Annotated in this window: 16 protein-coding genes, 1 pseudogene and 1 riboswitch; of the genes and pseudogenes, 14 read left to right on the top strand and 3 right to left on the bottom strand. The window is 60.0% G+C overall.

The features are described from left to right. Positions 1-39: 39 nt before the first annotated feature. A complete protein-coding gene (locus ACK83U_RS26615; protein ID WP_112603183.1) occupies positions 40-1,410 on the bottom strand; it encodes a PepSY-associated TM helix domain-containing protein in 1,371 nt (456 codons plus the stop codon). A gap of 227 nt (positions 1,411-1,637) precedes the next feature. Next, entirely contained in the window at positions 1,638-2,042 is a 405-nt protein-coding gene (locus ACK83U_RS26610; RefSeq protein WP_112399816.1) for a hypothetical protein, read from the bottom strand. A gap of 164 nt (positions 2,043-2,206) precedes the next feature. Here ACK83U_RS26610 and ACK83U_RS26605 point away from each other — a divergent pair, with 164 nt between their 5' ends. The 4 genes and pseudogenes from ACK83U_RS26605 (at position 2,207) to ACK83U_RS26590 (ending at position 6,672) form a co-directional block, all read left to right on the top strand. Further along, on the top strand, positions 2,207-3,352 hold the full coding sequence (locus ACK83U_RS26605) for a GGDEF domain-containing protein (protein WP_246712112.1): 1,146 nt from the start codon (positions 2,207-2,209) through the stop codon (positions 3,350-3,352). Positions 3,353-3,433: 81 nt separating this feature from the next. Then, positions 3,434-3,690: riboswitch (cobalamin riboswitch) on the top strand. A gap of 164 nt (positions 3,691-3,854) precedes the next feature. Then, on the top strand, positions 3,855-4,871 hold the full coding sequence (locus ACK83U_RS26600) for an ABC transporter substrate-binding protein (RefSeq protein WP_112603185.1): 1,017 nt from the start codon (positions 3,855-3,857) through the stop codon (positions 4,869-4,871). 3 nt (positions 4,872-4,874) lie between these two features. Next, on the top strand, positions 4,875-5,912 hold the full coding sequence (locus ACK83U_RS26595) for an iron ABC transporter permease (RefSeq protein WP_112399814.1): 1,038 nt from the start codon (positions 4,875-4,877) through the stop codon (positions 5,910-5,912). After that, positions 5,909-6,672: pseudogene (locus ACK83U_RS26590) on the top strand (ABC transporter ATP-binding protein). The gene ACK83U_RS26595 and the pseudogene ACK83U_RS26590 overlap by 4 nt, the downstream one beginning before the upstream one ends. Positions 6,673-6,767: 95 nt before the next feature. Here ACK83U_RS26590 and ACK83U_RS26585 read toward each other — a convergent pair. Further along, positions 6,768-8,102: a DUF882 domain-containing protein gene (locus tag ACK83U_RS26585; RefSeq protein ID WP_412474928.1), complete on the bottom strand. Its 1,335-nt coding sequence runs from the start codon at positions 8,100-8,102 to the stop codon at positions 6,768-6,770. A 436-nt stretch (positions 8,103-8,538) separates the two neighbouring features. Here ACK83U_RS26585 and ACK83U_RS26580 point away from each other — a divergent pair, with 436 nt between their 5' ends. The 10 genes from ACK83U_RS26580 to ACK83U_RS26535 all read left to right on the top strand — a co-directional run bounded on the left by ACK83U_RS26580 (position 8,539) and on the right by ACK83U_RS26535 (position 21,789). Beyond that, entirely contained in the window at positions 8,539-11,109 is a 2,571-nt protein-coding gene (locus ACK83U_RS26580; RefSeq protein WP_412474927.1) for a LuxR C-terminal-related transcriptional regulator, read from the top strand. 98 nt (positions 11,110-11,207) lie between these two features. Further along, a complete protein-coding gene (locus ACK83U_RS26575; protein WP_112603189.1) occupies positions 11,208-12,902 on the top strand; it encodes a hydantoinase B/oxoprolinase family protein in 1,695 nt (564 codons plus the stop codon). Next, a complete protein-coding gene (locus ACK83U_RS26570; RefSeq protein WP_112603192.1) occupies positions 12,899-14,962 on the top strand; it encodes a hydantoinase/oxoprolinase family protein in 2,064 nt (687 codons plus the stop codon). The genes ACK83U_RS26575 and ACK83U_RS26570 overlap by 4 nt, the downstream gene beginning before the upstream one ends. A 1-nt stretch (position 14,963) precedes the next feature. After that, entirely contained in the window at positions 14,964-16,061 is a 1,098-nt protein-coding gene (locus tag ACK83U_RS26565; protein WP_112603194.1) for an ABC transporter ATP-binding protein, read from the top strand. Between the two features lie 48 nt (positions 16,062-16,109). After that, positions 16,110-17,282 carry a substrate-binding domain-containing protein gene (locus ACK83U_RS26560; RefSeq protein WP_112603196.1) on the top strand — a complete coding sequence of 391 codons (1,173 nt, stop codon included), beginning with the start codon at positions 16,110-16,112 and terminating at the stop codon, positions 17,280-17,282. Between the two features lie 92 nt (positions 17,283-17,374). After that, positions 17,375-18,229: an ABC transporter permease gene (locus ACK83U_RS26555; protein WP_112603198.1), complete on the top strand. Its 855-nt coding sequence runs from the start codon at positions 17,375-17,377 to the stop codon at positions 18,227-18,229. Beyond that, positions 18,226-19,026: an ABC transporter permease gene (locus ACK83U_RS26550; RefSeq protein ID WP_112603200.1), complete on the top strand. Its 801-nt coding sequence runs from the start codon at positions 18,226-18,228 to the stop codon at positions 19,024-19,026. The genes ACK83U_RS26555 and ACK83U_RS26550 overlap by 4 nt, the downstream gene beginning before the upstream one ends. A gap of 73 nt (positions 19,027-19,099) precedes the next feature. Next, positions 19,100-19,309 (top strand): hypothetical protein, encoded by a 210-nt coding sequence (locus ACK83U_RS26545; protein WP_112603202.1) that lies wholly within the window; start codon positions 19,100-19,102, stop codon positions 19,307-19,309. Positions 19,310-19,630: 321 nt separating this feature from the next. Then, entirely contained in the window at positions 19,631-20,053 is a 423-nt protein-coding gene (locus ACK83U_RS26540; protein WP_112603204.1) for a TadE/TadG family type IV pilus assembly protein, read from the top strand. Next, positions 20,053-21,789, top strand: a complete 1,737-nt coding sequence (locus ACK83U_RS26535) for a pilus assembly protein TadG-related protein (protein WP_112603206.1) — start codon at positions 20,053-20,055, stop codon at positions 21,787-21,789. The genes ACK83U_RS26540 and ACK83U_RS26535 overlap by 1 nt, the downstream gene beginning before the upstream one ends. Positions 21,790-21,829: the final 40 nt, after the last annotated feature.

The following is a 21,829-nucleotide window of genomic DNA, read 5'->3' as shown; positions in this document are numbered from 1 at the left end:
AGAGCAGGCGGGCGAAGCCTCTGGCTCCGCCTCACCTCGTCAGGAGAAGAAGCGCCGGAGAGGCGGCACGAAGCGAACCAGGAGCTGGTCGAGGAGAAGCATCGCGACGATGGCGGCGCCCGTCAGCGGGAAAGCCATGCCGAAGACGATGGCAATGAACCAGAGGCCGACATAGACGGACTTCTGCGGCGGCATCGGCGGTACGCCAAGACGGCCCGATGGCCGGCGCTTCCACCACATGGTCGCAGCCGTCACGCAGCAAAGAATGATGGCCAGACAAGCGGCCAGCATCAGAAGCTGGTTGAAGAGCCCCCATTCCTGTCCCTGATGGACGTTGATGCCCCATTCGATCGCCTTGCCGAGTGCCGGATACTGATCGTAGGAAATATCGACGAGCGGCTTGCCGGAATATTGGTCGATATGGACGGTGCGTTCTTTGCCAAGGTCGCCGAAATAATGGCTGGCGGTATAGACGCCGGTCCCATCTGATGGGATCGCAAGATCCGAGCCGGCGACCATGCCCAGCCCATGCATGACGTCGACGGCCTTATCGAGACCGATCGGCTCGGCCGATTGCGCCGCGATATCGGAGAGCGGAACGGGCGCGTTTTCGACGACCCAGCCGGCGCGGCTGACGATATCCTGCGTGACCTTTGTCGATTTCGGAACGTCGTCCCAGACTGCCGCCGGTGTTCCGAAATTGTGAGCGGTCAGCCAGGCATTGACGTTGGCGCCCCAGTAGCCGGACCACGGCATGCCGCTGAAGGCGAGAAAGAAGATCAGGATGCCGGCAAGCGCTCCCGTCACGGCATGTAGGTCGCGCCAGAAGACGCGGCGTGATGGGGTGCCGCGAACGGTGAGCACGCCGCCCGTCTGCTGGCGCGGCCACCACAGATAGATGCCCGTCACCACGAGGACGAGAGCAAAGCCCGCGACGATCTCGATGAGGCGATTGGTCCATTTGCCGAAATATTCTAGGCTGTGGATGCGCTTGACGACCCAGCCGAACTCCTGTTTCGACCCTACTGATCCTAGAATGCTGCCATCGTAAGGATTGACGTAGACGATGGTCGATTGTCCATCCTTGGACAGCGTTATCCAGGCCGAGCGGTTCGGCGCCGACGCTTCGTGATAGGAGGTTGCGCGCGCGCCCGGAAAGGCCGAAAGCGCCGCGTCGGCGATCTGCTGCGGCCGCAGCATGGTGCCGGCTTCGGTGACGAGATAGCGATGCGAATAGAAGGTATCGGCAATCTGGTCCTTGAATAGATACAACGAACCGGTGATCGCCAGATTGAGCATAAAAGGGATGACGAGCAGGCCGGCGAAAAAATGCCAGCGCCAGATCGCGCGATAGAGCGAGATATTGTGGGTTGCTGCGGCTGCAGGCTCTGCAGCGGTAAAGGCAGACATGAAATCCTCCGAAGATCGGCAGGCTGCCGCAAGGGGCGATCTGAGGAGGGGGCGGCGAGATGGTTCGCCGTTTGGCGTGAGCCTGCTTTCCCTGAGCAGCCGACCAATCGGCCTGCTTCGTTCGGCAAGATGCAGCTGTGAACACCAATCCTCAGATGTCGCGACGTGATGGTCGCGCAAGCGGCAGCGTTGACGGCGGGCATCGCGACGAAAGCCGCAATGCCGGTTCAGCCAACGATGTCGGGGAGGGGTGGTGCTCTCGGGCCTGTATTCGGCGGATAAAGCTGGCGGTGGAACGCCTCCGATCGTGCGACGACCGTCTCTCCACGCGGGGAGGCAAGGCGCTCACAAATGTCGGTAGGAGGCGCAGGCAGCATCGCGGCGGACGCAATCCGGCATGCCTCGCATCCGGGTGCGTAGGCTTTCCCGTGCACCTTGCCGTCGGCATCCTTGTAGGTGATGCAAAGAACGGGCAGGGAGCCATCCGGAAGCCGGTACTGGGCAAGCTCGATCGGGGATATTTCGTCCGCGGTTGCGACGATCGGTTGATGGGCGAAGCCGACGAGCAACAGCGCAACGGCGCAAAGAATGCGCGCGCTCCACTGAAATGTTCGCGAAATCGTCTTCCGCATGCTTGTCCCCACCACCGCATTCGCGGATAAGGTTTCATTCATAGGGCAGGCGCATCACAAGCGCAATGCGTCAATTCGTGCCGCGATGCCGCCGCACTGCCGATCGATGAGAGGCATATAAACTATTTTTAGAGATCGCATGGTATCTCATAAGGACTTCGACCATGCCGCCGCAGCTCATCTATCGCGGCGCGTTGCGAAGACTGGGAATCGCCATGGAAGTCGAAACACATCTGATCTCGCTAATACGTGTCCTCGGCCAGGTGGCGATTATTGTCTATGCCTATTCCTGGGTCATCCGTATCGTCGAGCGCGGCGCTTTGAAATCCGTGGCCGTCGGGCTGTTGTTCGGGCTGGTCGGCATCCTGTCCATGGGCGATCCCATCCAATGGATGCCAGGTGTGATCCAGGATGGCCGGTCGATCCTCCTTGTCCTTACGCCAATCTATGGCGGCCTTTTGGGAACCATTGTCGCTGCGGCGATGATGGCGCTGTTTCGGTACATGGTGGGCGGCATGGGCGCGGTGGTCGGCGTAGCCGGCATCGTAATCGTTGCAATCGCGGGCTATGTACTCACTCTGCTGCCGCGGCAATGGACCGGCACGGGATGGCGGCGATCGGCTCTGTTCGGTCTGGCGACCTGTTCATCCATTGTGGTTGTTTTCCTTTTTCCGTGGACGGTTGCGCGCGCCCTTCTTATCTCGGCGACACTTCCGGTGACGATCGTCAATATCCTCGGCGTCATGCTGTTGTCGGATCTCTTGCAGCGGGAGCAATATCGCATTGGCATCCAGCGCGCGCTGGAGAACGAAGCGAGCCTCGATCCGCTGACAAGGCTTCCCAACCGCCGGGTGCTGCAGCGCGAAGGCGATCGATGCAGCAAGGAAGCGGGTATGCGGCGTATCCCCTTCTCGATCATCATGCTCGATATCGATCACTTCAAGAAGATCAACGATAGCTGGGGCCATTCCTTCGGTGACACCGTTCTGGCGCGGTTGGCCGATGTCATCAGGCAAACCGTCCGCAAGACTGATATTGCCGCCCGTTATGGCGGCGAGGAGATCGTCGTGCTGCTGCCCAACACCGATACGCGAGCCGCCGCTGCCGTCGCGGAGAAAATTCGCAAGGACATCGAGGACACGACCTTGATGTTCGAGCAGGAGGCCGTCCATGTCACGGTCAGCATCGGCATCGCCTGCTCCCTCGAACCGACGACAGATTTCAAACATGTGCTCGAGGCCGCCGACAAGGCGCTCTATCGGGCGAAGGCGGGCGGGAGAAATCGTGTGGAACTGGCAGAGGCCGCATAGGCCCGCCGCCTTTCCTTCCCATGGGCATGGCGTGCTCTGTCTCATTTCTATCCAAGCGTCCTTGACGGAACGGGGCAGTCCGGAATAACTGGACGTGACGGTTCCCCAAGGAAGACTCCGCGGGGATTAATAGGGAACACGGTGAGGATGACCCAAGCGGGACCTAGACCGTGGCTGCCCCCGCAACTGTAAGCGGATTGCCGATCATCCGGGAATGACCAGCCTGCTGGTTCCTTCCTGAGGCTTTGAGCCGCGCCACTGCAAGCATGCTTGCGGGAAGGCCGATGATAGTCAGATATCCGCAAGCCAGGAGACCTGCCGTCGATCACGATCCAATCAGCCGGGCGGGGATGCTCGGAAAGGACAGAGAATGATTGACCTGCGCCTTCGACATTATCCGACACCTATCGGCCTTGATTGGGATCTCCGCAGCCGGCGGCCGTCTTTCTCAGCGCGATCGCGCTGACGCCGCCCCGTTTCCTTAATCCTATCGAGACCTTTCATGCGCCATTTTTTGACGACCATTGCATTTGCACTTGGGCTGACCGGTTTTGCCGGCTCCGGTTTTGCCGCCACCCAATATCCTCTCACCATCGATAATTGCGGTCAGAAGGTCACTTTTGAAAAGGCTCCGGCCAAGATCGTTTCGATCGGCCAGGGCATGAGTGAAATCCTCTTTTCGCTCGGCCTTGCCGACAAGATTGCCGGAACGGCGGTCTGGGTCGGCCCGGTTCTGCCGCAATATGCCGAAGTCAACGGCAAGATCCCGCGGCTCGCCGATAACGATCCGAGCTTCGAATCCGTCGTTGGCAAGGCTCCGGATCTCGTCGCTGCCGAATTCGAATGGCATGTCGGCGCGCAGGGTTCCGTCGGCACACGCCAGCAATTTTCGGAACTCGGGATCAATACCTATGTTGCTCCGACCGATTGTGTCGCCAAGGTCAATACCGATGGCGGCGATGGTGTGCGCAAGGAGCTTTTCACGATGGATCTGGTCTATCACGAAATCGCCGAGCTCTCGCAGATCTTCGACGTTAGGGATCGCGGCGATGCCCTGATCGCGGATCTGAAAAAGCGCGAGGCGGATGCAGTCGCTTCGATTGCCGCTGCCAAGGCCAAGGATCTTCCGATCGTGTTCTGGTTCTCCAGCAAGGAGGTCAATGGCGATGCCTATATCGCCGGCAAGAACAGCGCGCCGGCCTATATCCTGAAGACGCTCGGCGCCAGAAACGTGGTGACGACGGAAGAAGAATGGCCGATGGTCGGGTGGGAAACCATTTCGCAGGCCAACCCGGCCGTGATCGTCATAGCCACCATGGACCGCCGCCGCTATGCGGCCGACGATCCGAAGGTCAAAGTCGATTTCCTCGAAAAAGATCCAGTCACCAGCCAGCTCGACGCCGTTAAGAACAAGCGTTTCGTCATGATGGATGCGCAGTCGATGAACCCGACCATCCGCACCATCGACGGCATTGAAGTATTGGCCAAGGGCATCAAGTCCTTCGGCCTGGCGCAGTAAGATATGGGTCTCGCCGCAAAACGCAGGGCATGGTGGGCGCTCTTGGCGCTCGCCATGGCTGCCGTCATTCTTCTGGCATTCATGATCAGCCTCGCCGTATCGATCGGCGAGATTTCGATCCCGCTGTCGACCACAGTAAAGGCCGTTTCGAACCGGTTGTTCGGAACGAGCTTCGAACTCAGCCGGATCCATCAGGGGATCGTCTGGGACTATCGCCTGAGCCGCGCGCTCGTTGCTGCAAGCACCGGTGCGTCGCTTGCCTTGAGCGGGGTGGTCTTGCAGGCGTTGCTGCGCAATCCGCTCGCCGAACCCTTTGTGCTGGGCATTTCCGCCGGCGCCTCCACCGGAGCGGTCTGCATCATGATCCTCGGTCTTGGCTACGGCATTCTCGGCCTTTCCGGCGGCGCCTTCCTCGGCGCAGTTGCAGCCTTTCTTTTCGTCGGCCTGCTTGCCGCCGGGGTCGGTGGCACGAGCGAGCGCATCATTCTATGCGGCGTCGCCGGTTCGCAGCTTTTCAACGCGCTCACCTCCTATATCGTCACCACCTCGGCCAATGCGGAGCAGGCGAGGGGCGTCATGTTCTGGCTTCTCGGCTCCATGAGCGGCGTGCGCTGGCCGGACGTTTATCTTTCCGGGCCGGTCGCCATCATCGGCTTCGCCGTCTGCATGGCGCATGTCCGCGTGCTCGATGCCTTCATCTTCGGCACGGATGCTGCCGCATCGCTTGGCATTGCGGTCAAGCGCGCCCAAGTCGTTCTGCTCGGCGTGACGGCTTTCATGACGGCAGCGGTCGTCAGCATCGTCGGCTCCATCGGTTTCGTCGGGCTCGTCATTCCGCATGCGGCCCGCTTCGTTGTCGGGCCGAGCCATGACCGGCTTTTGCCGGCAGCGGCTCTGGCCGGCGCCATCTTCATGGTCGCCGCCGATATCATCTCGCGGGTCATCATTCCCCAGCAGATTCTGCCGATCGGCGTCGTCACGGCCTTGTTCGGGGCTCCGGCCTTCGCCCTCATTCTCTATCGCACCCGGAGGACGGCATGAGCATTGCTGTGGACACGGTAACCTTTGCAGCCGGCAATAGCCTCATCGTCAACGGCGTCAGTCTGACGGTGGAAAAAGGCAAGGTGCTTGGGCTCCTTGGGCCGAACGGCTCGGGTAAATCCAGCCTGCTCAGGCTGATCTGCCGGCTGCGGAAGGTCAAAAGCGGGGTCATCCGGCTCGGCGGTAGCGATATTGCCTCGATCTCGCGGAGCGATATTGCCCGCCGCATCGCGCTGGTCGAGCAGCAGGCGACGACCGATACGCAGGTGACAGTGATGGACGTCGTCCGTCTCGGCCGTACGCCGCATCGCGGTCCCTATCGGCCTGGAGCGCTCACGACGATGCGGCGGTTTCCGATGCGCTTGCCCGTGTCGGTATGCAAGGCCGCGCCGGTCAGCCGTGGCAAACTTTATCGGGCGGTGAACGACAGCGCGTCCATATTGCGAGGGCGCTTGCCCAGACTCCAAGCGAACTTCTGCTTGACGAGCCGACGAACCATCTCGATATCCAACATCAGCTCGATATTCTCGGCCTGGTCTCCAAGCTCGATGTCACCTCCATCGTGGCGCTGCACGATCTCAATCTCGCGGCCATGTTTTGCGACAGCCTTGCTGTTTTGCAAAATGGCGAGGTCGTTGCGGCAGGCCCGCCTGAAGAGGTGCTGACGCAGGAGTTAATCGAGCGCGTTTTCGGGGTGCGCGCGCATGTGCAGAAATCTTCAGTGCACGGCCGCTGCAACATTCAATACATGGCGGGTTGAGTGGCATCTGTCGCGATCGCGAAATAAAATGGATCGCCCCGGTCTGAGCAATTCCGACCGGGGCGCATCGTATTACTAGATGGTGCGAGTTCGCCTCAGCCTTCGAAGCCGAACCGCTCGACGTCGAAATCGTCGCCATCATAGCTGATGGCTCCGGCTTGGGCCTCCGCCATGTCGTCGTGCATCGGAATGGGCGCGCTGACGAGGCCTGGTAGCGTCATGTCGACGGCCATGCCTGGCGGACGCAAAGCCCAGGCGACGATCGCCCCCGTCGACATGTCTCCTACACCGGCTGAGACATCTTGCGCAGCCGCCGAGGGAAGGGCAGCGATCGGCTGCATCTTTGCCATGGCGCTCTCGGCCGTATTCTCCACATTGTCAGACACGACGAGCTTTCCAGCGTTGCTGCGTCCCACGACCAGGCTGGCGAGCACGGCAGTGGGAGCTGGTCTTTCCGGCGCGGTCGTGGGGATGACGACGATGCTGCTGGTCGGCCGCCACGCCGGCAGCGGAACGGCATAGGCCGCGAGGTCGGCAAAGGGTTGGGTCTTGCTTTCCTCAGCCACCCGCTTGCCAAGCTGAGCTTCCAGCCCATCCACGGCCCGGCTTCTGGGGGTTGGCAGCATGCTGGTCAAAAGGCTGCGGTCGGGTTCGACGTTGCGAGACGCTGTGAATGATCCGGCATCGTCGCTATCGTCATCAACGGCCGTGATTTTGCTCGCCATCTGGGAAGGGCGCTTTTTGGATTGTGCGACCGCTACGTCGTAACCCGGCAGTGGCCTGCCATCTGCCGGCACGTGAAGCGTCTGTCCATTGGGGAAAAGCCGCGCAAGCTCCTGGCGCGACATTCTCGGCCATGCGCGCACTCCGCCAACATCCAGATGCACGAAGGGCGAGCCGGAATTGGGATAGAAGCCCACGCCGCCGATCTGCATCTGCATGGCGATTGCGCGCAAGCTCGCGAGCTTTACGCCGGGAATGTAAAAATCCATTGCCTTGCCGAGCGTGTGCTGGCTGTGCTTGGCAACGCCGGAGCTGCGCGAGCGGTTGCGCAGCATGCTGTTGGTCGACGGAGAGCGGTAGGCCGAAACCACGTGAATGGACTCTTTGGCGCCACTGCGGCGGTAGACTTCCCAGACGAGATCGAGCAATTCCGGATCGATCCTGGTCGGCTCGTTCTTTCGCCAGTCGCGCAAGAAGCGGTTGATTTGAGCAAGGCCGCGCGGGTCATATTTGCCGTTACGCTTGAAGACGATGGTCGACCTTTCCCCCGTATGCGTGAAGAAGAGCTTGAGTGCCCTGTCCTCGGCCGCCGCCGAACCGGCAAAGGCGCCGAGCATCAGCATCGCGATCAGCGCCACCCGGAAAGCGATGAACGAGAAAGTCGTGGCGAAAAATGCCGCCGGAATGGAAAAGATCACGTGATGCACGGATACGACTTTCGCCCTTGCTAAGAGAAACAGAAATCAGAGGCGCCGCGCCTGCGGCATCGCTATACCCTCCAATTATGGTCAACAAATCCCTAACGGACCGTTTAAAGGCAGAAACGGAAAAATTTCATTGGTCCGAGCATATTCATGGGCAGTTGGGGTCGTTTTCTCCCTTGGCATGCCTTATTTCTGAAAGCTTCAACTTTTCCGTTGCAATTTTGTCAGAGATCAACCCTTGCCTGTAAGGCGGTTTCTTCCAAAAGATAGGTAAAACCGGCTTTGCAAACGTTTTCGCGTGGGTTGCAAACTGTCTGCCAAGACATCATCATCCCGCCCCATGAGTGGACAGAATCGATTTGCTCCCCCGTCGAGCGGGCAGCAAACAATCAAACGTAGCGACCTATTGCGGCAGCTCCGGCGCGCCGGGCTGCGCCGTTTGACGACCATTGTCGCACCTGCCGGCTACGGCAAGACCTCGCTTGCCGTCCAATGGTACGAGCTGCTGAAGGCGGATGGGGTCAAGCTCTGCTGGGTGTCGCTCGATTCCGAACACACCAATCAGGAAGCCTTTCTGCTTGCATTGATCGATGCCTTGCAGACGCTGCTTCATGAAGATGGTGCCGACGCCGGCAACCTTCCGGCTGCAGCATTGCTTTCGGTGCTGGCGACCCGCCTGCGCAAGATCGAAGGACCGCTCGTCGTCTTTCTCGACGATTATCATTTCGCGCAGACGGATGCGACCGAGGCGCTGATGGCGAAGATCCTCGCCGACCTCTCGCTCGAACATGTCAAGCTGGTGCTGGTCAGCCGCAGCCCACCACGCTTTCCGCTCTCGGCCTTGCGGCTGCGTGGTGAGTTCAAGCAGTTCGGCGTTGCCGAGCTTGGCTTCAGCGATGCCGAAGCAGGAGAGCTTTTTGCCGGGAAGGGCACTCATCTGACGGAGGAGCAGATCGGTTCCTTCAATCGCCGGACCGAAGGCTGGGCGGTCGCACTGCAGATGGTGAGCCTGCTCGTATCGGAATCGGATGAAAGCGACAGCATCCTTGCCTCTTTCGATGGCGGCGATACGGATATGGGCTCTTATCTATCGGAGCAGGTGTTCGAGCATCTACCCGAGGATATACGCCAGTTTCTCATCGACACGGCCGCCCTTCCGGCTTTCAATCATTCTCTGCTCGAAGCGGTGCTGGACAGCAGAGAGCGTGCCGACCTCTGCGAAAGCCTGGCCGAATACGCGCTTCCGGTGACCTTGCTTGCCGGCCCCGGCAACTGGATGCGGTTTCACCCCGTCTTCAACGAGTTCCTCAAGAAAACCGCCAGTCGCAGAGGTGTCGATGCCAATCGCGCTCTTAATCGTGCGGCACACTGGTTCGAGGCACGGGGCGACATAGACCGTGCGGTTCATCATGCGCTTTCCGCAGGCGATGCCAATCTTGCGGCGCGCATTGTCGAAACCGCCGGCGGATGGCGGCGCGTCTATGCCACCACCCGCGGCGGCGCAACATTGTTTCAGGCCTTGAGCGGACATGCCTCGGAAATCGATCTGGCCCGTTTTCCACTTGCGACCCTCGGCCTTTCGATCTTCAACGCGAAGGCGGCGCAGCTTGCGGCGGCCAATCATTATCTCGCCATCGCCGATCGGGTGGCCGTCGGCGATCCGATCCTGGCAAAGGATGTGCGCGTGGTGCGCATCCTCCTGGCGCTTTATACCGACCATTGGGCGAGTGCGGCCGACCTTTCCGCTCTTGAGGACGATCTGCGGCAGCCGGATGGAATGGAGCTCATTCATCGGGCGCTTGCGCTCAACATGCTCTCCTACAATTTTCTGATCCGCAGCGAGCTTGACCGGGCTCTGCATTACGGGCATCTGGCCATTCGCGCCTTTCGCGACGGCGCCGCCGATTTCGGCGCCATGCACCTTTATACCCATATCGGCCAGGCTTTCTTTCTATCCGGCGATTGTGCGAGCGCTCTGTCGGCCTACGAGGAACTGATCTGCGAAGCCCAGACCAATATTGGTCCAGGCAGCGATCTCGATGCCGTCGGCCAGGTATTGAAGGCCGAGGTTCTGTCGATGCGCGGTGAGGCGGAAACCGCGGCGGAGATGCTCGAATGGGCGCTGCCGCATCTCGAGCTGCACGATACCTGGTTCGATCTTCTGGCTGCCGGCTTCATGGCCGAACAGCGGGTCCTGCGCATGCGTGGGGATCTGCTCGCCGCGCATGCAGCCATGGACCGCATCCGCGCTACTGCGAGACGCCGTAGTTTCGAACGGCTCACGCGGCTGATCGATGGGGAGCGCGCCATGCTGCTCATGGCCTCCGGCGATCTCGATCATGCAATCCGCCATGCCGAGGCCAATGGTTTTGGCATGCAGGCAGTCGCTTCGGATCGCGCCAATGCGCTGGCCATTCATTTGCGCGGAGCCACGCCGGCTATCTTCTGGACCCGCACCCATCTGGCCCTTGGCGACAAGGTCAAGGCGCGCGAGATCTTCGATCAATTCATGATGCGCCAGACGCAGCGCCCGCATGTTCCGCGTGCGATCGAGCTTGCCCTCATCGAAATCGAAATTCTCCTGGCGGAGGGTCAAAGCGAACCTGCCGCCGCTCGCCTATCCGATCTCGTATTGACGACGCCGCTTGCCGATTATCGCAACCTGCTTCGTTTTGGCCACCCGGTAGCGCTTTCAGAGCTTCGTGCGCTTGTCAAACATCCGACCGTCGCAGCGATTACCCGCCAGCGCCTTCAATCGCTATTTACGGATGCGGACGTATCGGAAGAGCCGGCCGTCGGCAGTGAAGATGGTTCTGTTTTCACAGGCCGGGAGCGCACGGTGCTGGAATTGCTGAGCTCGGGGCTTTCCAACAAGGAAATCGGCCGGATGCTCGCCTTGTCCGACAATACGATCAAGTTTCACCTGCGCAATATCTTTGCGAAGCTCAACGTCTCGACTCGGACCGCGGCCGTGACGGCGGCACGTCAAAAAGGCGTGCTTGATCGATAACCTACCCGTTCGGGTGGGTTTTGGCATCTCCGCCCACCCATCGGAGAGGCTATCGATAGACGAAAAAACACCTAATCTGCACTCGTGCGAATATAGTGATGAGAGGTAGATTCGTGATCGTCGTCGATCCGGTGACACAGGAGATTATCGAGGGCAAGCTGGCAGCCACCGTCGACGAGATGGGCGTGGTCATGGCCAGAACCTCGATGAGCCCTGTGATCTACGAGGTGCTTGATTTTGCCTGTGGTCTTCTCACCCGTGACGGTGAGCTGGTGGCGCAGATGAACGGCATCACCCTCTTTACCGGCACGTTCGGCACGCAGGTCAAATCGCTGATCGCACTTTACGGCGATGATCTCCAGGATGGCGATATTCTGCTTACGAACGATCCTTATTCCGGCGGCACGCATGCCTGCGATTTTGCCATCGTCAAGCCGATCTTCTTCGATGGCCGGATTCTGGCCTATGCCATCAATGTTGCGCACTATCTCGATGTCGGTGGCTCGGTTCCGGGCTCGCTAGCGCCCAATGCGACCTCCGTCTTCCAAGAGGGGTTGAGGTTGCCGGGCGTGAAAGTCATGCGTAGCGATCGCTTTTCGGGCGAGGTCCTCCGCATCATCCGCGAGAATGTCCGTCTGCCCGAAGTCGCGATAGGCGATCTCACGGCGCAGGTTGCGACCGTCCGCGTTGCCGCCAGACGCATGGCCGAGCTTGCGCGCAAATATGGCACCGATGTCGTCGAAGCCGCGTTCGATCACCTTCTGTCGGTGAGCGAGAAGCAGGCGCGCGCCGCCATTGCGACATTGCCGGACGGGACCTATGAGGCGGAAGATATCATCGACGGCGATGGCGTCACCACCGATCCTATTTCGGTCAAGGTTGCCGTCACGATTTCCGGCGATCGCTTGACGGCGGATTTCACCGGTTGCCCGCCCGCGGTCGCGGGCCCGATCAATTGCGCGGCCGGTGCGCTGCAATCGGCGGTGCGTACCATTTTCAAGGCGCTGGTCGCGCCGCAAGCGCCCTCCAATGAGGGCTGGTTCCGGCCGCTCTCCGTTATTGCGCCGACAGGTTCGGTTTTCACTGCCGAGAAGCCTTCTCCGACGGGCTGGTATTACGAGGGCTCGGTGCATGCTTCAGAACTCGTCTGGAAGGCTCTTGCCAAGCTGATGCCCGAGCGGTTCTCCGCCGGTTCCTATACGAGCCTCTGCGTCGTCTATGTTTCCGGCAAGGACGAGGCGGGGCAGCCGTTCATCCATATCGAGCCGCAGCATGGCGGCTGGGGAGCGAGCAGGGACGGCGACGGCGCCAATGCGCTGATCGCGCTCACCGACGGCGATACCTACAATTACTCCGTCGAGGTCATCGAAGCGCGCTTTCCCTTGCTGGTGCGTCGCTATGGGCTCAACGTCGAAGGTGGATCAGGGGCCGGGCGCCGTCGCGGCGGTTTCGGCGTCATTCGCGATTATGAAATCCTCGGAGACGGCGCTTCCGCCTATTGCAGCTTTGGGCGAACCGACACGCCTCCCTGGGGAATAGAAGGCGGCAAGTCCGGCAGCATCAATCTTCTGCAGGTGGAGGAGAACAGCGGGAAAGTCCACAATTTCGGCCGCGAGCCGCATATCGAGCTGAAGCGCGGCGATCTCGTGCGGATCATCACCGGCGGCGGCGGTGGTTGGGGCGATCCGCGTGCTCGCGAACGGGAGCAGGTCCGCCGCGATGTCGAGGACGGCTATATCACCAGCGAGATGGCGCGCAGCCTGTATGGATATGAAGAGGGCATGGCGTCATGATCAGACTGGCGACGGATGTAGGCGGTACCTTTACCGACCTCGTCGGTTATGATGAACGCACGGGCGAAATCTTCACCGCCAAGAGCCTGACGACCCTTCACGATCAGTCCGAAGGCGTCCTTGAGGCGATTGCACTTGCCGAGAAGAAGGATGGGCTTTCGGCGCGCGATGTGATCTTTTTCGCCCATGGCGGAACGACCGTCATCAATGCGATCACGGAACGCAAGGGCGTGAAGACGGCGCTGGTGACGACCGCGGGATTTCGTGATGTGCTGGAAATCGGCCGCGGCAATCGTCCCGATCTCTACAATCTACAGTTTAAGAGCCCGGAAGCCTTCGTGCCGCGCAGCCTGCGCTTCGAGGTGCGCGAGCGTATAGATGCCAAGGGGCGGGTGCTGACACCCATCGAGCTTGGGGATATCGAGCCGATCGTTCGCGAATGCCGCGCTCGCAATGTGGAGGCAGTTGCCGTCGTTTTCCTCCATAGCTATGCCAATCCCGAACATGAGATCGCCTGCGTCAAGGCGATCGCCGAGGCGCTGCCGGATGTCACGGTTTGCGCCAGCCACGAGGTTTCCCGCCAATGGCGGGAATATGAGCGTTCCAATACGGCCGTGCTTAACGCCTATGTGCAGCCGATCATCAAGCGCTATTTTGCGCGGCTCGAAAGCGCGTTGACTGAGCGCGATCTCACCTGCCCCTACTATGCCATGCAGTCGAACGGCGGCATCTCCACCTTCGATCAGGCGCAGATGAGCCCGCTGACGCTGGTGGAATCCGGCCCGGCCGGCGGTGTGGCGGGTGCTGCGCGCATCGGCACGGTGCTTGGCGAATCCGAAGTCCTGTCGCTCGATGTCGGTGGCACGACGGCAAAATGCTCGCTGATCCATGACAGCCGCCCGACGCTCGACAGCGAATACAAGCTCGAACATACCCGCATCGCGCCCGGTTATCCGGTTCAGGTGCCGGTGGTCGATATCGTCGAAATCGGCGCCGGCGGCGGCTCGATCGCCCGCATCGACGAGCGTGGCGCGCTCTGTGTCGGCCCGCAAAGTGCTGGATCGACACCGGGGCCGGCCTGCTATGGCCGGGGCGGCGAGAAGCCTACGCTTTCCGATGCCCTGCTGACGCTCGGCATTTTCGATCCGGCAAGCTTCGCCGGCGGCCAGATGCAGCTCGACAAGTCCAAGGCAGCCGCGGCAATTGCGACGGTTGCTAAGCCGATGGGGTTATCGGTCGAGGATGCGGCGCTCGCAATCGTCGAAATCGCGCATGCGTCGATGATCAATGCGCTGAAGCTGGTGACGGTCCAGCGTGGGCATGATCCGCGCGATGCCGCTTTCGTCATTTCCGGGGGCGCGGGACCTGCGCTTGCTGCGCGTCTCGGGCGCGATCTTGGCGTGAAGATGACTGTCGTGCCGCCGCATCCCGGCATCTTTTCGGCCTGGGGAATGCTGGCGGCCGAACCGCGCGCCGATTTCCGCAGCACGTGGTTCGCTCCCCTTAGTCCGGAAGCCGTCAGCAATCTCAAGCGCCGGTTTGACGAATTGAAGCGTGAGGCGGTCAAATATTTCTCCAAAGGTGATGCGGCGGAAGTACGTTATGTCTGCCGCGTCGAAGCCCGCTATCGCGGGCAAGAGCACGGCGTCTTCGCTTTCTTCGTAATGGAGGATGATGCCGAAAGCTTTGCGGAACGCTTTCATGCCGCGCATGAGCGTGCATACACCTTCTGTCTGCCCGCTTCGCCGGTCGAGATAACGATGATCCATCTCGAAGCGGTGCTCCACGGCCCGGTCATCGCCATCCCGAAACTCGATCGTGTCGGCCGATCGCTGGATGCAGCCTTCAAGGGGCACCGCGAAGTCTATTTCGGCGGCACGACCGGTTGGCTGTCCTGCCCCGTCTACGAGCGCACACGACTGCCGTCTTCCGAGAGGATTGCCGGCCCTCTCATCATCGAAGAGGCAACCGCGACGTCGCTGGTTGTTGTCGGACAGGAACTGGAAGTGAGCGAGGAGGGCTTGCTGCTCATCCGCGAAAGCGATGGGGGAAGCGTCTGATATGGCGATAGCGATCGGTCTCGACCATATCGTCAGAAATTACGGGCCGACGCGTGCCGTCGACGACGTGACGCTCGACATCCGAGCCGGGGAGTTCTTTACATTGCTCGGCTCGTCCGGTTGCGGCAAAAGCTCTTTGCTGAAGTTGATCGGCGGCTTCGACAGGCCGACCTCGGGACGTGTGCTTTTCGACGGAAAGGACATGGCTGATGTTCCTGCCAATCTCCGGCCGGTCAATACCGTTTTCCAGTCGCTCGGGCTCTTCCCGCATATGAATGTCGCTCAGAACGTCGGCTACGGCCTGAAGTTGCGCGGGTTGTCCGGTGCTGCCTTGAAAACGAAGGTCGATGGCGCGTTGGACCTGATCGAACTTTCGGGTTTTGCAGATCGCGACGTCAATCTTCTCTCAGGTGGCCAGCGCCAGCGCGTCGCGCTGGCGCGCGCTCTCGTCATGGAACCGGGTATCTTGCTGCTTGACGAACCTCTGACCGGGCTGGACGAACGGCTGCGCCAGCAAATGCGTGATGAGTTCGGACGGCTTCATAAACGGACCGGCGCGACCTTCATTCTCGTCACCCACAATCAGGACGAGGCACTCAGTCTTTCGGATCGCATGGCGGTCATGCACAAGGGGCGGATCGAGCAGACCGACGTGCCGTCGCGCTTCTTCGAGGCGCCGGCCAATGCCTTCGTTGCCCGTTTCGTCGGTATCGATACGCTCCTCAAGCCCGAAAGCATCTCGATTTCAGGCAGCACGGCTCTCGTTACGATTGCCGGACAGCGCATCAGTGCCAGCTTCTCCGGAGCGGTGCCCCCAGCCGATGCGCTCGTCGCAATCCGCCCGGACCGGGTTGAACTTATCTCAGCTGGCGAGGAAGTGGCCGAAATAATTGAACTTAAGGTTGTCGAAAGCATCTATCGCGGACTCAGCCATGACGTTACGCTCGCTTTCGCCGACGGCCAGCGTGTGGTTTTAACGACCAGCGCGGACGCAATTCCGCCCTCTCCGGGGGAAAGCGTGCGCGTTTGTTTGAAGCCGGGTGCTGCGCTCCTGATCGATCATTCCGGAAGAACGGCCTTGGCTGGAGGCGATGAGTAGAACCCGAATAGCTGAACTAAGCAAAAAATGAGGGAAGGGAATGACACGATGAATAAAAGCAATGATTTCGCCTCCTCCGCCTTGAGGAGCAATATGCAGCGCCGTGACATGCTCAAACTGATGGGGGCCGGCGCGGCTGCGCTCTCCTTTGGTGGATTGGCCACAACACCGGCCATGGCCGATGACGCAACGGTAGCATTCTGGGGCACCGCCACGCTTGATATCGGCGACAAGTGGCAGGAATTTACCCGGCAGAGCGGCGTTTCGCCGGAGTTTACCGACAACGGCAATGATGTCGGCCCGGTGGTCGCACGCCTTGCCGCCGGCAATGCCAACGATCTCTTTGATGTCGGCGGCTTCCAGGGTGGCGCCGAACGGGAACTTGCCAAGCAGGGCCTGATTGCTCCTTGGGACGTCTCCAAGATCCCGAATTTCGTGGGCATCTGGCAATGGGCCAAGGATATTCCGACCCTGACCTATGAGGGCAAACAGTACGGCATCCCGACGGTCGTCAACGCCGACTCCATCATCTATCGCCCCGACAAGCTCGGCAAGGTCGATAGCTATGGCGTCATCTTCGATCCGAAGCTCAAGGGCCGGGTCGCGATGGAAGACGCGTGGATCAACAGCGCCATCTTTACGGCCATCTACCTCAAGGAAGCCGAAAACAAGCCGATCAAGGAGCCGGGCAACCTGACGGAATCCGAGCTTGGCCTCGTCATGGAGTTCCTGATCAAGCACAAGAAGGATGGCCAGTTCCGTACCTTCTGGAACGGCTGGGAACAGGGCGTGCAGTTGGTGGCGAACGAGGAAGTCGACGCCATGACCGGCTGGGAGCCGATCGTCTATGAAGGCCGTAAGCGCGGACTTCAGGTGGAGTATGCAGCTCCCGTCGAAGGCTATGAAGGCTGGGGCAACAATACGGTGCTGCTCAAGGGTGCCACGGAACGCGGCAAGGCCGACGTCGCCCACAAGTTCGTTGATGCGCTGCTTGCCGGCCTCTATGGTTGCGAGCTCGGCAAGGCGCGTGGCTACCTCGTGCCGACCGACAACAACCTCGCCTACGCCAAGGCCCATCCGGATGAATACAAGGCCGATGACGTCGCCAAGCTGGCCGAGCATGTGAAGGCCAAGTTCTCCGGAAAGGTCTACTGGCAGAATTGCCGGCCGGACAATTTCCAACTTTACGAAGAGTGGTGGCAGAAGCTGCGCAACGCCTGATTTAACACGATGGATCGGGGCTGGCACATCTGTCGAGGGACAGGCCGGCCCCGAGCCGATGGGATCAACGCCGAGAGAAGGAGGATTAGACCATGAAGACATCCGTTCTATTGCTGACCGCTCCGCTCGCGGCGATTATCGCGCTTGGCCTCGCGCCACTCGTTCTTGTCGTGGTCTGGAGCTTCTGTGCCTGGGATTCCGCCACCTACTGGATCAAGCCGGAGTTCAGCCTCGCCGCCTATGGCGCTATTCTGGAAGCCGGGCGCTGGAGCGTGTTCCTGTCCACGCTCGGCAAGGCGTTCCTGACGTCAGCTATTTGCCTCGTCATTGCCTATCCCACCGCCTACGCGATGTATTTTTTGGCCGGGCGCACCCTGTCTGTCGTGCTTGCGGCCCTGCTTACGATCCCGTTTTTCACGTCCTATCTCATTCGTTCCTTCTCCTGGCGGCTGCTGCTCGGTCGCACCGGTGTCATCAACACGCTTCTGCAGCAGGTCGGCATCACTGACGCGCCGATTGACTGGCTGCTGTTCAGCGATTTTGCGGTCATCGTCGGGCTTGTCGCCTCCTACCTGCCGTTCGCAACCTTCCCCATCCTGCTCTCGATGCGCCGTGTCGATCCGATCGCGCTGGCGGCATCGCGCGATCTCGGAGCGGGTTTTTGGACGATGGTCCGCACCGTCTTGCTGCCGCTGACCTATTCCGGCGTCTTCGCCGGTTTCCTGTTCGTCTTCGTCATGGTTGCCGGCTCTTCAACGGAAGTGCAGATGCTCGGCGGTGCCGGCGCATCGATCGTCTCGGTGATGATCAACGACGTCATGCGCGTCGCCAATTTTCCGCTCGCCTTTGCGATTTCGACGCTGATGCTCGTCATCGTCTTTGGACTGGTGCTGATCGGGGATGCCTTGTTCGGCCTCTCCTCGCTATTCGAGGAGCGAGGCCAATGATCGTCAGGGAAGGAATGGCCCCGCGCATTGTCATCTGGGCGCTGACCATCTTCGGCCTCATCGTGATCTATGCGCCGCCGCTTTATTTGCTCGGTGTCTCGTTTAACCCGGCGCTGCAGCCGGGACTGCCGCATTTCTCCGACATCACCCTGAAATGGTACCTCGCACTCGGCTCGGAAAGCGCGCTCGTCGCCGCGCTCGGCCAGTCGATCGTCATTGCGTTTGCGACGGCTGCCATTGCGACGCTGCTGTCGCTCGGCGCGGTGCTGGCGCATCGTGAGCTTCATCGCGGGCGCAGCCTGTGGTTTTTGACTGTGCTGCTGCCGATGTTCGTCCCAGGCGTCATCCAGGGGCTGGCGCTTTCGACCGTGATCAGCCGCGCCGGCGTGAAGGCATCGGCTTTGACTGTCATTGCCGGCCATCTGCTATGGGCGATGCCTTTCGCCTTCATCGTCATCCTGACGAGCTTTGCCGCGGTCAGGAGGTCCTATTTGATGGCGGCTGATGATCTCGGCGCCGGTCGCTTCCGGCAATTCTGGGATATTATTCTGCCACTGATCCGGCCCGGTCTTGTCAGTGCCTTCATCTTTTCGTTCCTGCTGTCGCTCAACGAGTTCACGCGCGCGTTCTATCTGGCCGGCCGTCAGAACACGTTGCCGGTCGTGCTCTTCGGCAAGATGAATTCCGGCGCTTCTCCGACGATCTATGCGATGTCGGGCGCAATCTTTCTTGTTTCCAGCGTTTGCGTGGTGGCTGTGGCACTGCGTTCGCTGCTTATGCAACGCCGAATGGGGTGATCAATATGCAAATAGGACTGACCAATCGCAAATTCCGCCCGCCCTTAGACCTCCACCAATGGGAGTACAGAGGATGAAACACGAGTCAAAGCTGATGGCACTGATCCGCGCGGGAAAGAGGCAGGAGGCGCTCGATATGGTCGAGCGGCTAAAGGCGGGAGCACAATCGCTGCCGACCTCCATCAAGGTGGATCGGACGGGCGCCGTCACTTATTACAAGGGAAACTGCCGTTTCGTGAGAAACGTCCAGGGCGGCTGGGATCTGGTGCCGAAGAAAAAGTAGATGTCTGCTGTTGATCCGGGCATCGAAGAGGCTGGTGCCGTCGAACGTGCGGTGCGGGCAGGAAGCAACGTTGGGAAGGGAGCATCGCGCTTCACCCCCATCGTGGGACGCCGTGGAAATTCGATTTGGCGGATGGGCAATACTTGACGTTTGTCGTCGCGAACATTTGCCCATGCACGGTAATTAGGTCGAATATTCAATATCGTTTAAGATGTAATAATATTAGAAGATATCTTATTTAGAAATATAAAATTAACGTCCGAAGCCTAAGCTCTCCTCGACCGTCATCGCAAGACGATGGTCATCAAAGGAGACAGGACCATGTATCGTGTTTCTCATTTCAACAGGGAGAAAGAGGGAGCCGCAGCGGTCGAATTCGCACTCATCGCACCGCTTTTTTTCCTTCTGCTTCTGACGCTGATTGCCTTTGCCATCTATCTCACTGCCGCTCATTCGCTGCAGCAATTGACCGCCGACGCCGCCCGCACGGCAATCGCCGGGCTATCGGCAAACGAGCGAAGCCAGCTGGTTCAGAGCTTCGTCACCAATTCGACCATCAACGATGCTTTCATCGACAAGACCAAGTTGACGGTGACCGTCGCCACAGATCCGACCAATGCCAACCAGTTTACGGTCAGCGCCAGCTATGACGCGTCGGATCTTCCGATCTGGAACCTCTATACCTTCGCGATGCCGGATTCCACCATCCGCCGCTATTCGACCATTCGCTTGGGAGGTCTGTAATGAAACAGCTTCTCGGCCGGTTCGCGTCGCTTAAAGACAAGCGAGGAAACGTCGCGATCACGACCGCGCTCGTCTCGCCTTTGATCCTCTATTGCCTTGGTCTCGGCGTCGACTATGGCATGATGACGCTGCAGCAGCGACGCCTGCAGCAGTTGAGCGACATTGGTGCGATATCGGCCGCTTCCAATATTACAAATGCGCAGACTGCACTTTTGAACAATCTCCAAAGCAACGGCACCACCGCGGCTGTTGCCGCCGGCGCCAACTATATGACAAGCAACGGGCTCGTCAGTGCGGCCGCGGCTACCTCCGGCCAATATGAGACAGTCGCCAATTTCGTGCTCGGCACCTATACGGCGGACACATCGGTCCCGCTGGCAAACCGCTTCTCGTCGACGGGAGCCGCGCCATATGATTCCGTCAAGGTGACACTGACCCAGAAGGCGGTGATGCCTTTCGCTTCCGCCTTTGCTACACCGCCGACCTTGAGCGCGACGGGCACCGCGTCCAGCGAGCGTCTGGCCGCCTTTTCAGTTGGATCGCGGCTTGCGAGCCTCAATGGCGGTATTCTGAACCAGCTGCTTGGCGCTCTGCTCGGAACTCAGGTCTCCCTGAAGGTTGTCGACTATCAGTCGCTCATCAGTGCAAATGTCAATCTTCTGAGCTTTCTCAATCTGCTGGCAACCGACCTCAAGCTTACCGGCGTAAGCTATAACGAGCTTCTGGCAACCGACGTCACCTACGACAAGATTCTCGGCGCTCTCGGCAAATCGACGAATCTTTCGGCCGGAGTCGTCACCCTCATCAATAATCTGGGCAAAACGCTCGGTACCACGAAACTGACCGTAAAACTGCAGGATATCGTCAATCTCGGTCCGCTGGGGCGCAATATTGTCGGCACATCCCCCAATATGACTGCCAATATCAACGTGCTGGATCTCATTTCCACCACGGCAATGGCTGCCAACCAGCAAAGGCAGATCGCACTTGATCTCGGGGTGGCGCTCCCCGGGGTCGCCACGGCAAAGTTGACGCTGGCGATCGGTGAAATGTCCCAGCAGACGCCGGCCCTGGCCGTGGGTGCACCGGGCACGATCGTTCGAACGCCGCAGGTCCGTGCGGCGCTTGAAGTCGCCGTTACCGGCCTTTCGCTGATCGCCGGGCTGAAGCTCAGGGTTCCCCTTTATATCGAGCTTGCCCCTGCTGAAGCGAAGCTTGCTTCGATCACCTGTGTCGGCGGCTCCATGCCAAACGCCGTCGTCGGCATAGATGCCGTACCCGGTATTGCCGAAGTGGATCTGGGCGACGTCAACACATCTGCCTTCGTAAATTTCGGCTCCGAACCGCGGGTCACGCCGGCTGCGATCATCGATTCCCTTCTTCTGAAAGTGATCGCGAGCGCGCAGGTCGATATCGCCAACATGAGCCCGACGCGACTGACCTTTCAGCCTCCGGAGATTTCGGCCAGCACGATCAAGACGGTTTCTACCAACAGCGTCCTGACATCCACGGTCTCCTCGCTCCTGAAAAACGCCACCATCACCATCCAATTGCTCTTCCTGACGCTCGGGACGCCGAAGGACGTGCTCTCGGCCATTGCTGACACGCTGTCGGTCGTGACCGCGCCGCTCGATCAGGTTCTATACGGCACGCTCGGTCTCCTCGGCATCGGTATCGGCCAGGCTGATGTAAGCGTCACCGACGCGAGATGTACGCAGCCCGTGCTGGTGCAGTAATAGTGTCTTGAACCGCATTATGGAGCGGCTTGCTTCTCGC

This window comes from Rhizobium sp. WW22 (genome assembly GCF_047041135.1).
GTDB lineage: Bacteria > Pseudomonadota > Alphaproteobacteria > Rhizobiales > Rhizobiaceae > Rhizobium.
The sequence above is the reverse complement of the archived record's forward strand: the minus strand, read 5'-3'. Positions and strand labels throughout refer to the sequence as shown.

Coding starts and splice junctions, on each gene's coding strand:
- ACK83U_RS26615 (WP_112603183.1), bottom strand. CDS start 1,410: ATGTCTGCCTTTACCGCTGCAGAGCCTGCAGCCGCAGCAACCCACAAT.
- ACK83U_RS26610 (WP_112399816.1), bottom strand. CDS start 2,042: ATGCGGAAGACGATTTCGCGAACATTTCAGTGGAGCGCGCGCATTCTT.
- ACK83U_RS26605 (WP_246712112.1), top strand. CDS start 2,207: ATGCCGCCGCAGCTCATCTATCGCGGCGCGTTGCGAAGACTGGGAATC.
- ACK83U_RS26600 (WP_112603185.1), top strand. CDS start 3,855: ATGCGCCATTTTTTGACGACCATTGCATTTGCACTTGGGCTGACCGGT.
- ACK83U_RS26595 (WP_112399814.1), top strand. CDS start 4,875: ATGGGTCTCGCCGCAAAACGCAGGGCATGGTGGGCGCTCTTGGCGCTC.
- ACK83U_RS26575 (WP_112603189.1), top strand. CDS start 11,208: ATGAGAGGTAGATTCGTGATCGTCGTCGATCCGGTGACACAGGAGATT.
- ACK83U_RS26570 (WP_112603192.1), top strand. CDS start 12,899: ATGATCAGACTGGCGACGGATGTAGGCGGTACCTTTACCGACCTCGTC.
- ACK83U_RS26565 (WP_112603194.1), top strand. CDS start 14,964: ATGGCGATAGCGATCGGTCTCGACCATATCGTCAGAAATTACGGGCCG.
- ACK83U_RS26560 (WP_112603196.1), top strand. CDS start 16,110: ATGAATAAAAGCAATGATTTCGCCTCCTCCGCCTTGAGGAGCAATATG.
- ACK83U_RS26555 (WP_112603198.1), top strand. CDS start 17,375: ATGAAGACATCCGTTCTATTGCTGACCGCTCCGCTCGCGGCGATTATC.
- ACK83U_RS26550 (WP_112603200.1), top strand. CDS start 18,226: ATGATCGTCAGGGAAGGAATGGCCCCGCGCATTGTCATCTGGGCGCTG.
- ACK83U_RS26545 (WP_112603202.1), top strand. CDS start 19,100: ATGAAACACGAGTCAAAGCTGATGGCACTGATCCGCGCGGGAAAGAGG.
- ACK83U_RS26540 (WP_112603204.1), top strand. CDS start 19,631: ATGTATCGTGTTTCTCATTTCAACAGGGAGAAAGAGGGAGCCGCAGCG.
- ACK83U_RS26535 (WP_112603206.1), top strand. CDS start 20,053: ATGAAACAGCTTCTCGGCCGGTTCGCGTCGCTTAAAGACAAGCGAGGA.